The sequence below is a fragment of the Microbacterium aureliae genome, from assembly GCF_054780155.1.
On the sequence record NZ_BAAGWW010000002.1, the window covers coordinates 57,407 to 72,181 of the forward strand.

General features: G+C 68.9%; 13 protein-coding genes. 3 read left to right on the forward strand and 10 right to left on the reverse strand.

Annotated elements, in window-relative coordinates:
• Nucleotides 1–32: 32 nt before the first annotated feature.
• Nucleotides 33–1,820 carry an ABC transporter ATP-binding protein gene (locus ACYVF4_RS06270; protein ID WP_460720893.1) on the forward strand — a complete coding sequence of 596 codons (1,788 nt, stop codon included), beginning with the start codon at nucleotides 33–35 and terminating at the stop codon, nucleotides 1,818–1,820.
• A 28-nt stretch (nucleotides 1,821–1,848) separates the two neighbouring features.
• Here the strand turns inward: ACYVF4_RS06270 and ACYVF4_RS06275 are convergent, their stop codons facing one another.
• Entirely contained in the window at nucleotides 1,849–2,814 is a 966-nt protein-coding gene (locus tag ACYVF4_RS06275) for a glycosyltransferase family 2 protein (protein WP_460720895.1), read from the reverse strand.
• A 52-nt stretch (nucleotides 2,815–2,866) separates the two neighbouring features.
• Here ACYVF4_RS06275 and ACYVF4_RS06280 point away from each other — a divergent pair, with 52 nt between their 5' ends.
• On the forward strand, nucleotides 2,867–3,850 hold the full coding sequence (locus ACYVF4_RS06280; RefSeq protein WP_460720897.1) for a hypothetical protein: 984 nt from the start codon (nucleotides 2,867–2,869) through the stop codon (nucleotides 3,848–3,850).
• Here ACYVF4_RS06280 and ACYVF4_RS06285 read toward each other — a convergent pair.
• The 8 genes from ACYVF4_RS06285 to ACYVF4_RS06320 are packed head-to-tail and all read right to left on the reverse strand — an operon-like array spanning nucleotide 3,771 to nucleotide 11,895.
• Nucleotides 3,771–4,850 carry a glycosyltransferase family 4 protein gene (locus tag ACYVF4_RS06285; RefSeq protein WP_460720899.1) on the reverse strand — a complete coding sequence of 360 codons (1,080 nt, stop codon included), beginning with the start codon at nucleotides 4,848–4,850 and terminating at the stop codon, nucleotides 3,771–3,773. The two genes, ACYVF4_RS06280 and ACYVF4_RS06285, sit on opposite strands and share 80 nt — an antisense overlap.
• Complete coding sequence (locus ACYVF4_RS06290; protein WP_460720901.1) at nucleotides 4,847–5,941, reverse strand: glycosyltransferase WbsX family protein; 1,095 nt, start codon at nucleotides 5,939–5,941, stop codon at nucleotides 4,847–4,849. The genes ACYVF4_RS06285 and ACYVF4_RS06290 overlap by 4 nt, the downstream gene beginning before the upstream one ends.
• Before the next feature lie 10 nt (nucleotides 5,942–5,951).
• The gene (locus tag ACYVF4_RS06295; RefSeq protein ID WP_460720903.1) at nucleotides 5,952–7,538 is read right to left on the reverse strand and encodes a tyrosine-protein kinase domain-containing protein; all 1,587 of its coding nucleotides are present in this window, start codon (nucleotides 7,536–7,538) and stop codon (nucleotides 5,952–5,954) included.
• A 54-nt stretch (nucleotides 7,539–7,592) separates the two neighbouring features.
• Nucleotides 7,593–8,972: an O-antigen ligase family protein gene (locus ACYVF4_RS06300; RefSeq protein ID WP_460720905.1), complete on the reverse strand. Its 1,380-nt coding sequence runs from the start codon at nucleotides 8,970–8,972 to the stop codon at nucleotides 7,593–7,595.
• Nucleotides 8,973–9,015: 43 nt separating this feature from the next.
• Nucleotides 9,016–9,273, reverse strand: a complete 258-nt coding sequence (locus ACYVF4_RS06305) for a PqqD family protein (RefSeq protein WP_460720907.1) — start codon at nucleotides 9,271–9,273, stop codon at nucleotides 9,016–9,018.
• Between the two features lie 29 nt (nucleotides 9,274–9,302).
• Nucleotides 9,303–10,163 carry a nucleotidyltransferase family protein gene (locus ACYVF4_RS06310; protein WP_460720908.1) on the reverse strand — a complete coding sequence of 287 codons (861 nt, stop codon included), beginning with the start codon at nucleotides 10,161–10,163 and terminating at the stop codon, nucleotides 9,303–9,305.
• A 3-nt stretch (nucleotides 10,164–10,166) separates the two neighbouring features.
• Complete coding sequence (gene cls / locus ACYVF4_RS06315) at nucleotides 10,167–11,621, reverse strand: cardiolipin synthase (RefSeq protein WP_460723060.1); 1,455 nt, start codon at nucleotides 11,619–11,621, stop codon at nucleotides 10,167–10,169.
• A gap of 58 nt (nucleotides 11,622–11,679) precedes the next feature.
• On the reverse strand, nucleotides 11,680–11,895 hold the full coding sequence (locus ACYVF4_RS06320; RefSeq protein ID WP_460720910.1) for a hypothetical protein: 216 nt from the start codon (nucleotides 11,893–11,895) through the stop codon (nucleotides 11,680–11,682).
• Between the two features lie 156 nt (nucleotides 11,896–12,051).
• On the opposite strand from ACYVF4_RS06320, the gene ACYVF4_RS06325 reads away from it, so the two are divergent.
• Nucleotides 12,052–13,224 carry a DUF4192 family protein gene (locus tag ACYVF4_RS06325; protein WP_460720912.1) on the forward strand — a complete coding sequence of 391 codons (1,173 nt, stop codon included), beginning with the start codon at nucleotides 12,052–12,054 and terminating at the stop codon, nucleotides 13,222–13,224.
• On the opposite strand, the gene lysS is transcribed toward ACYVF4_RS06325, so the two are convergent.
• Nucleotides 13,217–14,737, reverse strand: a complete 1,521-nt coding sequence (gene lysS, locus ACYVF4_RS06330; RefSeq protein ID WP_460720914.1) for a lysine--tRNA ligase — start codon at nucleotides 14,735–14,737, stop codon at nucleotides 13,217–13,219. The two genes, ACYVF4_RS06325 and lysS, sit on opposite strands and share 8 nt — an antisense overlap.
• Between the last annotated feature and the right edge of the window lie 38 nt (nucleotides 14,738–14,775).

The window sequence follows — 14,775 nt, forward strand, 5'->3', positions numbered from 1 at the left end:
TCCGGGGGGACAGCATGCGAGGTGCGCAGGACGTGAAGAGCCTTCTGCGACAGCTGAGGATCCTGCTGCGCATGGCCGGCGTGCGCCCTCGCGGATGGATCACCGCCACCGTTGCCGTCTCCATCGTTCTGGCCCTTTTGGACACGCTCGGCGTCGCCGCGATGGTGCCTCTCACCCAGCTGATCAGCGGAACGGGCGGCGGTGCGGCGGGGATGATCGCCGATGTCGTCGGCACCTCCGCGCCGTCGACCCTCATCCCCCTCGTCGCCGGGATCATCGCGGTCCTGTTCGTCGGCAAGAGCCTCGCAGCCATCGCCTTCCGCTGGTGGCTCCTCGGCCGCACGACCCGCATCTCGGCTCGGGTTTCGACCGAGCTCATGCGGCGATACGTGCTCGCTCCGTACGCCGACCATCGTGCGCGCAGCATGAGCGAGATCTACAGGAACATCAACGACAGCACGACTCAGGCAGCCTCCGTCCTCCTCGGTGTCGTGAGCCTGGGCACCGACCTCCTCATGCTCCTCGCGATCGTGATCGTGCTGGCCGTGACCGCGCCGCTGATCACCCTGATGACCGTGGCGATGTTCGCGTTCTTCGTCCTCGGTGTGCAACGACTGCTGCGAGGGCGCCAGTCCCTCATCGGCGAAGAGATGGCGCAGGCCGGACTGCAGTCCTGGCAGTACCTCATCCCCGCGCTCGACGGGTTCCGCGAGGCGCGCCTGACCTCGAGCGGAGCCGCCTTCGTCGCCGGATTCGGCGCGGCACGCCTCAGGATCGCGCGCGCCTCCCGGCAGATGAGCATCATCGCCGAATCGCCCCGCTACGTTCTCGAGATCGGCTTCATCCTCGCCATCACGCTCATCTCGGCGGTACTGTTCGCCACAGGCACTCCGCAGCAGGCGATCACCGTCCTCGGCGTATTCGCCGCAGCGTCGGTCCGAGCCCTCCCCACACTCACGCGCGTCAGCGCGAACCTCGTCACGATTCGGACAGGACGTGTCGGGCTCGGCATCCTGGATGCCGCCGTTGCCGAGCTCGACGCCGGCGGCATCCACGAAGAGCGACCGCGCAGTGACCTCGCCTACGCCGGCGACATCGCCCTGCGGGACGTGAGCTATCGATACCCGGGCACCGAGCAGGACGCCGTGGCCGGGGTCTCGCTCGTGATTCGGGAGAACACCACGACGGCGCTGGTCGGTTCCAGCGGCGCGGGCAAGAGCACGTTGCTCGACCTGCTCCTGGGGCTTCTGAAGCCGACCGCCGGCGCCGTCGAGTGCGCCGGTCGACCGATCCTCGACGATCCCGCCTCGTGGTACCGCAATCTCGGGGTCGTGCCGCAGGACGTGGTGCTGCTCAACGACACGATCGCCGCGAACGTCGCATTCGGGATGGCAGCCGACGGCCGTGACGCCGACCGCATCCGGCGGGTGATCGGCATGGCACAGCTGGACGACGTGATCGCCGGCCTCCCCGACGGATTGGATACCGTGATCGGGGAGCGCGGAGCGCGGCTGTCGGGGGGCCAGCGTCAGCGACTCGGTCTCGCGCGGGCCCTTTACCGTGAACCGCGCGTACTGGTCCTCGATGAAGCGACGTCCGCGCTGGACAACGTCACCGAGCACGAGATCGCCCAGACGCTCGCCGGCCTGAAGGGCAGCCTGACCATCGTCATCGTCGCGCACCGGCTCTCGACGGTCCGCGGCGCCGACACGCTGGTCTTCCTGCGCGAGGGTACCGTCGAGAGCGTCGGAACTTTCAGCGAGGTGAAATCCGCCAACGCAGACTTCGCCCGGCTCGTGGAGCTCGGCCGGCTCGAGTGAGATCACCGCGCCGACGGTGATGCGCCCGTCAGACGCGCCCGCGCGCAGTCCTCAGCGCTGCGCGGACCCGGTTTCCCGCGGCGTCGTCGCGCTCGACGGGAAGGGGGTGCCACCTGGCCTGGCGCAGCATCGCCGCCGCACCCCAACCGATTCCGAGCAGCGTGACCACGACGCGCTCGATCTTTCGGCGCGCCGTCGGGACACGCAGAGTCTCCTGCAGCTGCTTCGCCACCCAGCGCCGCAGCCGAGGCGACCGCATACCACCGTCACGGGCGAGCAGCACCATGTGGTTCCGCCGGGCGTACAGCTTGTACCGGGTGTCGAACCGCGCACCCTTCACGTGCGGCGCCGGCAGGTGGTCGACCGCGGCAGACGGGACGAACACCGCTCGACCGCCGAGAGCACGGATCCGCAGATAGACATCTGTGTCCTCCCGGATGGCTGTGCCCGGGTAGTCGTCACGAAACCCGCCCAGCCGCTCCAGGATCGTCGCGCGGAAGGACATGTTCGCGCCGATGCCGTGATCGACCTCGACCGGTCCCGTCGTGAGCGCGGCGAAGCCCTCGGTCAGTGAGCCGTCGTCCAGCAGTCGGCCGATCGGCAGCGCGTAATGCTCTTCGCCGGCGACGCCGTTGCACGTGCGCCCCGCGACGGCAGCCACCGCAGGATCGACGAACGCGTCGAGCACGCTCCACTGCCAGCCGGCACGGACCACGACGTCATCGTCCAGGAAGCTGACGACATCACCCTGCGCGTGTCGCAGAGCGACGTTGCGGGCCCGGGTCATCCAACCTGCCACCGACGTGTCGTGCACGTAGGTGGCCGATGGGCGGATCTTCCCGACCTCGTCGGCAGCGCTGACGGCCGACGCGTCCACGACGACGACCTCCGTGGCCGGATCCACCTCGCGATCCAGGGACTCCAGCACTCGCCGGAGGAAGTCCCTCCGCTCGTACGTCACGATGCATACCGTGTGCGCGACGCGTTCGTCCATGCTCCCCCGACCGATCGGCGACAGCCTACCGGCGACCGATACCCTGGCGGCTATGCAGCCGAGCGTGGTGTACGTCGTGCTCACTCATCGCGGATGGGCGCAGGTGGAGCGCCTGACTCGCACGATCCTCGCGTCGGCAGGCGACGCCCGCGTGCTGCTGGTGCACGACGAGCGAGGTGAGCACTTCCCCCAGCCCGACGATCCGCGCTGCCGGATCCTGCGCCACGGCCTCGCCGCGGACTGGGGCAGTTGGGAACTGGTCGAGGCGACGCTCGCGGGTTTCGCCGAGGCACGCCGCTGGTCGTCTCCGGATCTGGTCGTGCTGCTGTCAGGGCAGGACTACCCCGCTCGCGAACTCGCCGAGTGGGAGAAGATCGCGGTCGAGGCGCCGGGTTGGCTGGGCACCGCTCACCCCCTGTCCTACCGACCCAAGTGGGGTCGACGGCGCGGGGAGGGTGACGACACCTGGACCCGTTACGGATATGTGTGGATGCAGTCCCCGGCGGCGCGTCGGGGCATGTCCTTCGACACCGCGCTGGCGAAGGCCTGGCGTCGAGCGAGAGACGCGGCCATGCTTCGCATGGAACCGCTGCTCACGACACGGTCGGTGCACCGCGGGCGCGGGGTCTACTACGGCCTGCGTCGGACTCACATGCCCGGGCCCGTGTTCGTGGGCAGCCAGTGGCTCGCTGTCCGACGCGATGAGCTCGACGCGCTCCTCGACGTGCACTACGCACCAGGGTCGACGTTGCGCCGCCTGTACCGCCGGAGCATCATCCCCGACGAGTCCGCTCTCGTCACCCCCCTGTCCTGGCAACACCCGGCGGCGGATCTCCCTCCGGTTTCCGCAGTGTGGTGGGAATCGGCTCGAGATAGACCGAAGGTGCTCACCGAAGCGGACTTCGACGCGATCACCGCATCCGGTTCACCCTTCTGCCGAAAAGTCGAGCCCGGCGTCAGCGACGGGCTGCTGACGATGCTGGATGCACGCGTGATGCCCGATACAGCTCCTCGTACTGATCGGCGATCCGGGTGAGCGCGAACAGCTTCGCACGACTCAACCCGGCCTTCGTCAGTCGCTCCCGCAGAACTTCATCCCGAAGAAGTTCGATCAGCCGGTCGCCCAGCCGGTCCAGCGGCGCAAGGATGCCGCACCGGCCGTTGTCCGTGACGTAACGCGCACCGATGTTCGGAGTGGCCACGACCGGCAGGCCCGCCGACATCGCCTCGGCGTAGGGCACGCCGAAACCCTCGTAGGAAGACGGAAGGCAGAAGACCCAGGCGCGCCGGTACTCCGCGGCGAGCGCCTCGTCGCTCAACCGCCCGAGCGCGATCACGCCCGACGGAAGGACCTCGGGCGCATCCTGCGTCACCATGCGCAGTGTCGCCCCGGGCACGACCGGTCGGATGTCGTCGGAGAAGATCCGCGCGAGGTCGGCGCCGCGCTTGCGCCCCCGCCAGGTCCCGACGAACAGTATGGTCGGCTCCGGCGACCGGTCTGCGATCCCCGGCCTGAACAGATCCGCGTCCACGCCGTTGGGGATGACGGTGGTCACCCACGGCGTCCACCGCCGGGTCTGCGGCGAGATGAGCACGGCACGGTCGGCGACGACGCTCGCGAGGACCTCGGAGAAGCCGAGGAGCACCATTCGCAGTCGCTCCTTGAAGCCCCGGATGTGTCTGGCCTCTTCGAAACACGACCCGTGCAGGGTGCGGATGTGGACCGGTACCCGACGTCGCCACATCCAGTAGTCCTCGCCGTGGGCGTGAAGCACGTCGTAGGACGATAGATCACGCCGCCGCATCACCCATGCGAAGCGGAAGGTGCGGAAAGCGCCCGTCTGGGGCAGATGCACCGTCCGGTAGTGCGCGCCCTCGACGGGCGCGCACGGGCTGTAGACGTCGACTTGGTGCCCGCGTCGAGCGAGTTCGTCTGCGAGAGCGTGCACCTGGTAGCCCACACCGATCTTGCTCTCGCTCGGCAGATAGTACGAGATCATGGCGATGCGCAGACGGTCCGACCCGTCGGTCGTCATGAGAGTCCCGCCTTCAGCGCTTCGAGCCAGCCGTGCCCGTCGCGCAGGTCCGGTTCGAGGTGATTGCCCTCGGCCCACTCGTTCCACGATTTCACCCAGAGCAGACGCTCGGCGGGCTTTCGGTCGGCCAATCGGGCGACGGCTGCTCTGACGTTGCGCTCGAATTTCTCGGGTGCGGCATCCTGGAGGACGAGTCCCCGACGCCCGGCCCGCGGAGTGTTGTCCCAGTTCGGGTACACGCAGGGCTGCACATGATCGGTGTCCGGCGACTGGTCGAGGATCGTGTCGGAGTACGGCCATACCTCGGGGCCACCCAGCATCTTGCGGAGCATCCGCATCCGCGCTCGGCTCCACCCGTTCACGGCGGCCGGAATGCGCATGTACACGCTCGCGTCGAAGCCATCAGCCTGCCCTCGCACATAGCGCGCGCCACGACCGAGCAGGTCGCTCATCTCGGCGACGAGATAGAGACCCGGCAGCCCTGCCGCCTGCGCCAGTCCCTGCCACCGATCGACGAAGGCCGCGGGATCAGGCAGCTCCTCAGGCCGGAAGACGTAGAACACCGGACGCCCGTCGACCCGTAGGTAGCGGTCATCGAGGAATGCCGGCAGCACGGAGGCGAAGTGCGCCGCGTCGTCGTCGGCGCCGAGATACCGCTGCTGCTTGAGGATCTTGTCATGCGCCCCGTGCCACGCGCCGGTCCACGTCTGGTTCGCCCAGGCGAGACAGAAGGCGATGTCCGGTTCGCCGCCCTCGAGCACCTCACGGAAGGGGCGTTCGAGGATCCGTTCACCGCCACCGAACCAGTAGTGCCAGTACGCGAACGCCTCGACGCCGTACGACTGCGCGAGATCGCTCTGTGCTTGACGCGTCTCGGGCACCCGCAGGTCGTAGAAGCCCAGGTCGGCTGGAAGCGTGGGCTGGCGGTGGCCGAAAAAGAGCGGGCGGGCGCGGGCGGTGTTCGTCCACTCGGTGAAGCCGGGGCCCCACCAGAGGTCGTTCTCGGGAATCGGGAAGAACTGCGGCAAGTAGAAGGCGATCGCACGGGCGCGGAGCGCCTGTCGAGCGGACGGCGCCAGGGAGTCGGTCATCCGCGACCGCTCACTCGCGACGAACGCGCTGACGACGCACCGGGTTCACGTCCGTGCCCGCATCATCGGCGACAGCCGTCGCGAACAGCGCGTCGAGCGCGCTGGTGCTCGGCCGCGTCTTCGGCTTGGTTGCGGGGCGCGTGCTCACAGTGTCCTCCTTCACCTCTTCGTCGGCGACGTTCTCGACGTCGTCGAGGGTGTCCGCATCGAGGCCGTTCGGCGGCACGTCGGGGACTGCGTACGCGCGGCGGTACTCGTAAGAGTAAGACGCGGCATCGACTCCCCTGGAGGGGGAGCGGTTGATGACGATCCCCAGCGCCCGTCCACTCGATTTCTGGAGCGTGTCGAGCGCCTTGTCCAGCAGGTCGTACGTGGTCTTCCCGAGGCTCACGACGACGATCGCCCCGTCAGCCTGATGTGTCAGCACGGCGCCGTCTGTGACGGGAAGAAGCGGGGGTGCATCGATGATGACGACAGCATGGCGAGCGAGGTCGGTCAGCAGCGTCCTCATCCGCGCGGACCCGAGCACCTCGCTCGGATTCGGCGGACTGCTGCCGGCCGCGAGGACGAACAGGCTCGGCGCGTGAGGGGACCGCTGCAGCACGTCGGTGAGCTCGGCACGACCGGCGAGCACATCGCTGAGGCCCGCGCCACCCGTGACCCCCATCGTCTCGGCAACCGTGGAGCGGCGCAGGTCGCCGTCGACGAGCACGACCGGACGACCGCTCAGCGCCAGGGTGACCGCGAGGTTGCAGGCGATGGAGGACTTGCCGTCGCCTGGCAGAGGACTGGTGACCACGATCGTCCGGGGCGGATTGTCGACATCCATGAACTGCAGATTCGTCCGCAGCGCTCGCAGGGATTCCGCGACGGCGAAGCCGCCGGATTTGGCGGACGTCCCGGTCGGGAAGAGTCGTTCATCACCGCTCAACCCACCGGCGACCGGGATCGCGCCGACGACCGACAGACCGGTGTGGGACTCGACATCCTCCGCGCTGCGGATCCGGCGATCCGACACCGTCCTGATGAGCGCGAACGCGATGCCGAATCCCAGGCCCATCACGGCGCCGACGATCAGCGCCGTCTGCGGAACCGGGAAGATCGGGGCTGTCGGCACTGCTGCGGCGGAGGCCACCAGGATCTCGAGTTCGGACTCTCCCCCTGGCCCTCCCTCGACCTCGTCGACGACATCGCCGAGAGCGACGATCCACGCCTCCGCGAGTGCGGCGGCTTCCCGCGGAGAAGCCCCTACAGCGGTCACCCGCAAGATCGCGGTGTTGCGGGGGTTGGCGACAGAGATGCGCGAGGCCGCCGCGGACGGATCCAATCCGACGATCGACGCCGCCTCATCCGCAACCCGTTGCCAGCTCGCCATATCGAGATAGGTCTCGACCTTCGAGCGCGCGAGGCTGTCTCCGAACGACACGCTCGCACCTTCCGGGATCTCCCGAGTCTGGATCAGACCGCTCGCCGAAGCCTGGTACACGGGCGTCTGAAGGAGCACCCAACCGTAGGAGGCGGCGAGTCCCACGATCGTCATCAGGAAGATGGCGATCCAGTGCCTGCGCAGTCCGCGAAAATAGTCCCGCAGCCCCATGGTCCTCCCCCGAGTACCGACGCCGCCCGCGCACGCAGAACGACGTCTCTGCGTTCATGCTATGGCACGCGCTCCGCGGCGCCACCAGATCTGTCCGGGATGCTTCGCCGCACCGGCTGCTCCGAGGGCCTTCGCGTCCTCGTCGCGGGCCAGCACCCCCAGACAGATCCCGGCGACGACGAAGGGGATCGACACCTGGGCGGCAGACCAGAACAGATCGAACTGCCCCTGCACCAGCCGACTCACAGTGATCGTCAGCGCCAGAGTGCCGTACGCGGGGTTCAGCCGCCAGAGGATCGCGATGATGCCGACCCACATCGCCACGAAGCCGGCAAGACCGACGAGCCCTGAACTGGCGACGACTTCGAGCTCGGCCTGGGGCGGCTGATACGGCACGGTTCGGTCGTAATACCAGAACCGGAGCCCGTGGCCGAAGACCGGCGCGTGCTTCGAGTACGCGTAGACCTCACGCAACCAGTCCAATCGCTGGAACAGTGAATTGTGCTGGTTCTGCGATTCGATCTGATCGACGACAAGACTGACCACCACCCACGCCGCAGGAACGATGAGCAGCAGTGCGGCCCGCGAATGGCCTGTCGCACCTCGCCGCGATACGACGATCAGGATGGCGACGATCAGACCGAGAATCGCCTGCCGCGCCTGCGTCATCACGATGGCGATGATGAACAGCCAGAAGAGCAGCCGTACCCACCGGGTCGGAAGGTCGGCCCACGGCGGATTGACATAGACGATCATGACCACCAGCGCGAGCGCGGTGCCCGCGAAGTTCTTGTGCATGGGGACGGGCCACTGGGGGTAGACCGGGCCGAAGTCCCCCGACGCGTACTGGATGATGCCGCTCGCGACCGTGCCGAGCCCGATGACCGCTGCGGCTGCGAGCATGAGCACGAGCGCCGTGCGAGCGTGTCCGCCGCGTCCGAGCGCCCAGCCGACGACGAGGGCGCCTGAGATCAGCATCCATGCGTGGAACCACTCGACCGTGTTCGCGACCTGGGGGTTGACCAGCACCGTGAAGAGAGTGGCGAACTGGTAGATCAGATTCACCACCAGCAGCCGCCGTAGCGCATCGCTGTACGGCCGATGTCCGAGAAGCAGGGCCGTGCCGAACGCCGCCGCCAGAGCGGCGTCCGACATCGACAGATTCAAGCCGCCGAAGCTCACGCGTTGGACGACGAAAAGGGCGGGCATGGCCATCAGGCACATCGCCATGGGCGTCGAATAGGTCGCGACGGCAGCGACCACGAGAGCCGCGAGCGCAACGGCGGTTGCGACGTTGTCACCGCTCCTCGTATCGAGAAGCAGGTACGTCACCGCCGCGGCGGCGAGCGCGACCAGGATCCAGCGCCACACGCCCGACCACCAGTCGGCGAGGCGCGCTCGCCGCCCCGCGACACGTGCGTCGGTCGGTCCCATGACTTTCCCTCGATGAAGTGGGTTCAGTATGGCACCCGCTTCCTCACGCGTGGCCGTCGATGCGCCGCGACGGCGGCGTGACGAGCAGCCCCACATCGACGAGCTCATCGAGGAATGCCCGGACCGCCGGTGCGATCTCTGCGGGGGGCGACTGCGTGCGCAACGCCACCCGCTCGACGATGCCCACGGCATCCTCGGATGCGCAGGCCTCCTCCCAGATGATGCCCGCCACCGCGTCGAGGACGACGATCGGCCCGTCGGGAAGGCGAGCCACGTACACCGCGTCAGTGCGCGCCTCCACGGCGACGTCGTCTGCAGGGCGCCATCCGATCACGACGAGCCCCCTCTTGCGCGCCACAGCTCTCCGAGCCCGCGGGCGGGCCGCAAGAAGAACTCCCGGATGACCTCCGCCCGTCGAGCAGGTCGGCCGAGGCGGTGTGAGAGGTGGGCGACGTTGACGAGCGGGGCACGGAGGATCAGACGCGCGCGCCCCCGCCACGTGGGTGTGGCCCATAGCCGTCCCCACCACTCCTCCAGACGTCCGCCCCTGCGCACCACGGCTCGCCACAGTCGATAGTCGGGAGAGCGCCGGTAGTCCTCGAGCCGGCCCGTCGCCGCGGCGAAGGCGACGTGCGCACCGAGTTCGGCGATCTCGCGAACGACATCCGCCCGGCGATCAGACGTGGCCGTGGTCCACAGTCGAGCCAGGTCCTCGCTGCGGGCCGGAGTGCTCCGCGCCGCGTTCATCACGAGGATCGCCGCTTGAGCACTCACGCTGGGAACGGGACATGCGACGCCGCCGACATCGATGGAACCGCGCCGGGCCCACAGCAGGTCGAAGGCGTCGGCAGCAGGTCGGCCGATCCCCGGGAAGTGCCGATGAAGATCGAGATAGCCCCACAGATCATGCACGTAGGTCTGCGCGTGTTCGAAGGGCGATCCCTCCGCGTACGTGGTGTAGACGCGCCAGCCGTGTTCGAGCAGGGCGGAGTGAAGGGATCTCACATGGTCGGGACGCGCGAGGACGTCCACGTCGGAGCCGCTGGAGGGTATCGGTCGCAGACTCTTGTCGACGGCGTCACCCTTGATGTGCAGGACGTCCGCGTGGGCCTGGTCGGCGATAGTCTGTACCGCCGCGCGTGCCAGTCGCAGCCGGATGCCCAGCGGGACGTCGACCTCGGCGAAGGGCATGGCCTACTGCAGCGCCGAGGTGAGGCGGGCGAGGTTGTCGAGGACGGTGGAACGCAGCGGCTGCTTCATCCACTCCTCGAGGGTGAGCTCGCGCGAGAGGCCGCGGTACATGTCCTCGACGCCGCGGACGTCCCGGACGAACTCCTCGCCGCGCACGAGCATCGAGATCTCGAGGTTCAGACCGAACGAGCGCATGTCCATGTTGCTCGATCCGATGATGGCGACCTCGTCGTCGATGGTCATGCACTTCGAATGCAGGATGTAGGGCTTGCGGTACATGAAGATCCGCACGCCGGCGCGCAGCAGCGCCTCGTAGTAGCTGCGCTGCGCGTGGTAGACCATCGCCTGGTCGCCCTCTTCCGACACGAAGAGCTCGACATGGATGCCGCGCTGGCAGGCGGTCGTCACGGCCAGCAGCAGCGCCTCGTCCGGGACGAAGTACGGGCTGACCATGATGATCTTGCGCTGGGCGGCGTAGATGAGGCCCGCGAACAGCTTGAGGTTGTTCTGGAACTCGAAACCGGGGCCGGAGGGGACGATCTGGCAGTCCAGGTCGCCCGGGCCGGACGACACGTCGAACAGGTTGATCTCGTCGGTGAGCACCTCTTCGGTCTCGCTGTACCAGTCCGACAGGAAGACGGCGTTGATCGAGGCGACGACGGGCCCTTCGACCCGCGCCATGAGGTCCACCCAGTGCAGGCCCCGGCGGATGTTCTTGCGCAGGTTGTACGTCGAGTCGGTGATGTTCTGCGATCCGGTGAACGCGACCTTGCCGTCGATCACCACGAGCTTGCGGTGGTTGCGCAGGTCCGGGCGCTGGTACTTGCCCTTGAGGGGCTGCACCGGGAGCATGAGGTGCCACTGGGCGCCCATCGCGTCGAGGCGGCGCGTCGTGGCCTTGTAGAAGGGCTTGCCGCGGTTCGCCCAATAGTCCAGCAGCACTCGGACGGTGACACCCCGCGCGGTCGCCTCCTCCATCGCGCGGAAGAAGTTGTCCGTCGAGACGTCCGACTGCAGGATGTAGAACTCCACGTGGACGTAGTGCTCGGCCTCGCGGATGGCGTCGGCCATGGCGTCGAGGCTCTGCTGGTAGTCCGGGATGAGCGTCGCGCCGTTGTCGCCGGCGATCGGCATGGCGCCGAGCGTGCGGTTGAGGGTGACCAGCGAGCGGAACCAGTCGGGCGCACCGGGACGCAGGGTGCCGAAGTCGAGGCCCTGACTGGTCTCGCGGATGTAGTCGTTGATCTGCTGCTGCATGCGGCGGCGCTTGCGGGGAAGGCGCGGGTTGCCGATCAGCAGGAACAGGAAGACGCCGATGAGCGGGATGAAGTAGATCGCCAGCAGCCACGCCATCGCCGCGGTGGGGCGACGGTCGCGCGGGACGACGATCACGGCGGTCACGCGCACGACGACGTCGAAGAGCAGGACCGCGATCAGCGCCCAGCTGGTGAGCGTCAACTCCACGGCGCCTCCCCTCGACCCCGACCGGTTGAGCCCAGCGTAACGGGCGGCCGGCTCAGTTCTCGGTGACGGCGGGTGTGCTGTCGGATGCTGCGATCACAGGCGCCGGGGGAAGACCGCGCTTCGCGCGCTCCTGCGCCTCGATCTTCGCGTACTCGCGACGCTCGTTGCGATCGGCGCGGATGACGCTGCGCAGGACGTAGAAGAACAGGGCGCTCACCACGATCGTGGGCGCGAGCGTCCACACCACGGCCACCCAGTACTCGTCCACCGCTCCATCCTACGTCGGAGCGCTGACGTCGGATCGCCCGTGCAGCTGCAGCGAGCGGCCGCGACCTGTCCTCCACAGCACCGGCATCCGGGCGCCTTCGTCCACAGGCGCCCGATCGGGCGATCCGGGCCCCCGCGAGCCGCCAGAGTCTCGTCCATGACCACCATCGTGAAAGCCGCGAACGCGGCGCAGTTCCTGGCCATCGTCCCCCGCCTGCTGGGCTGTCATGTCACGCGCAGCGTCGTCCTCGTGCCCTTCGAGGGCAAGCGCACGTGCGGCGGCATGCGCTTCGACCTGCCCCACGCCGACGACGAGGTCGACCGCCTGGCCGCGACGTTCATCGGCATGGTCTGCAAGCTGCCGGACGTGGATCGCGTGGCCATCGTCGTGTACACCGACGAGGCGTTCGACGGGCACGGCATCCCTCGCGAGTCGCTGGTCGAGGCGCTGCGGATCCGCGCCGACGCCTGCGGGCTCGCGATCGTCGACGCGCTGTGCGTCGGACCCGACGCGTGGGGGTCGTACCTCGACCCCGACCCGGCGGCGCGGCGCAGGCCCCTCGACGAGGTCGCCGACGGCGCGCCGCCGCTGCTGGAGGGGATGCCCGAACCCGCCGCCCACCAGTCCGCGGGAGTGGAGCTGCCGACGGTGGACCAGGCACGGGCCGAGCAGGTGGGGCGGGCGCTGACGGACCTCGAACACGCGGTCGCGGTGCTCTGCGGACCCGCGCCGGGCTGCGATGCGGGGTCGGCCGCCAGCCCGGATGCCGCGGTCGCGGACGACGATCGGGTCGACCCGCGCGCGCTGGCGGCAGCGTGCACCCTCGACGACCTGCCCGACCTGTTCGAACGTGCGCTGCGGTGGAGTCCGGAGGACCTGACCCCCTACGAGGCGGCCACCATGATCTGGTGCCTCACGCGCCCCGCCCTGCGCGACATCGCCACCGTGGACTGGTGCGGCGGGATCGCCGCGGGTGACGAAGCGCTCGACGCGCAGCTGCGGTGGGAGCAGGGCGAGGAGTACCCCGCCCACCTGGCCATGCACATGTGGGGTGAAGGCGACCGGCCGGACGTCGGCCGCCTGAAGAAGGCGCTGGCGCTGACCCGGATGCTGGCGGCGCTGAGTCCGCGCGAGCACCGCCCCGGCATCCTCGCGACGTGCGCCTGGCTGTCCTGGGCGCTCGGCCGGTCCACGCATGCCGGCCACTACGCCTCGAGCGCGTGCGAGATCGAGCCCGAGCACGGGCTGGCCGAGATCGTGCTGTCCTTCGTCGCCGCCGGTCACCTGCCGGAGTGGGCGTTCGCCCGCCCCGGCGGCGAGGTCACTTGACGAGCGGGAAGAGGATGGTCTCGCGGATGCCGAGGCCGGTGATCGCCATCAGCAGCCGGTCGATGCCCATGCCCATGCCGCCGGTGGGCGGCATGCCGTGCTCTAGCGCGCGCAGGAACTCCTCGTCGATGCGCATGGCCTCGGCGTCGCCGCGCGCCGCGAGCTTGGCCTGCTCGACGAAGCGCTCGCGCTGGATGACCGGGTCCACGAGCTCGGAGTACCCGGTGGCGAGCTCGAAGCCGCGGACGTACAGGTCCCACTTCTCCACGACGCCGGGGATCGACCGGTGCTCGCGCACCAGCGGGCTGGTGTCGAGGGGGAAGTCCATCACGAACGTCGGCCGCGTCAGGTGCGCCTTGACGAAGTGCTCCCACAGCTCCTCGACGAGCTTGCCGTGGATGGGGTGCGGGGGCAGGTCGACACCCTCGGACTCCGCGATCGCGACCAACTCGTCGAACGGCGTCTCGGGCGTGATGCGGCGGCCCACTGCATCCGACAGGGAGTCGTACATCGACAGCCGGTCCCACTCGCCGCCGAGGTCGTACTCGGTGCCGTCCGCCCACGTCACCGTGGTGGAGCCCGCGACCGCGATCGCGGCATCCTGGATCAGCCGCTGGGTGAGGTCGGCGATCCCGTGATAGTCGCTGTACGCCTCGTACGCCTCGAGCATGGCGAACTCGGGGCTGTGCGTGGAGTCGGCGCCCTCGTTGCGGAAGTTGCGGTTGATCTCGAAGACCCGGTCGATGCCGCCGACCACCGCGCGCTTGAGGAAGAGCTCCGGCGCGATGCGCAGGTAGAGGTCGGCGTCGAAGGCGTTGGAGCGCGTGACGAACGGGCGGGCCGACGCGCCGCCGTGCTGCACCTGCAGCATCGGGGTCTCGACCTCGATGAAGCCGCGCTCGGCGAACGTGCGGCGCAGGCTGGCGTTGACGGTCGAGCGGGCGATGACGGTCTCGCGGGCGCGGTCGCGCACGATGAGGTCCAGGAAGCGGCTGCGCACGCGGCTCTCTTCACTGAGCTCGGCGTACATGTTCGGCAGCGGCAGGATCGCCTTGGACGCGATGCGCCACTCGGCGACCATGATCGACAGCTCGCCGCGGCGGCTGGAGATCACCTCGCCCGAAACGAAGACGTGGTCGCCCAGGTCGACGAGCTCCTTCCATGCCTGCAGGGACTCCTCGCCCACCGCCGCCAGCGACACCATCGCCTGGATGCGGCTGCCATCGCCCGCCTGCAGCGTCGCGAAGCAGAGCTTGCCGGTGTTCCGGCTGAACACCACGCGCCCGGCGACTCCCGCCGTCTCGCCGGTCTCGGCGCCGGCCTCGAGGTCGCCGAACCGCTCGCGGAGAGCGGGGATGGTGTCGGTCACGGGGACGCCGACCGGGTACGCACCGCCGGCGGCATCCGTCCGCTCGGCCAGCAGGCGCTCGCGCTTGCCCAGTCGGACCGCCTTCTGCTCGAAGACCTCTTCTTCGGTCGGTTCGGTGTCGGCGGGCGCGGCGGAATCGGTCATTCAAGCTCCTCGGGAAGTCCGGGCAAGTCTACCGGCGC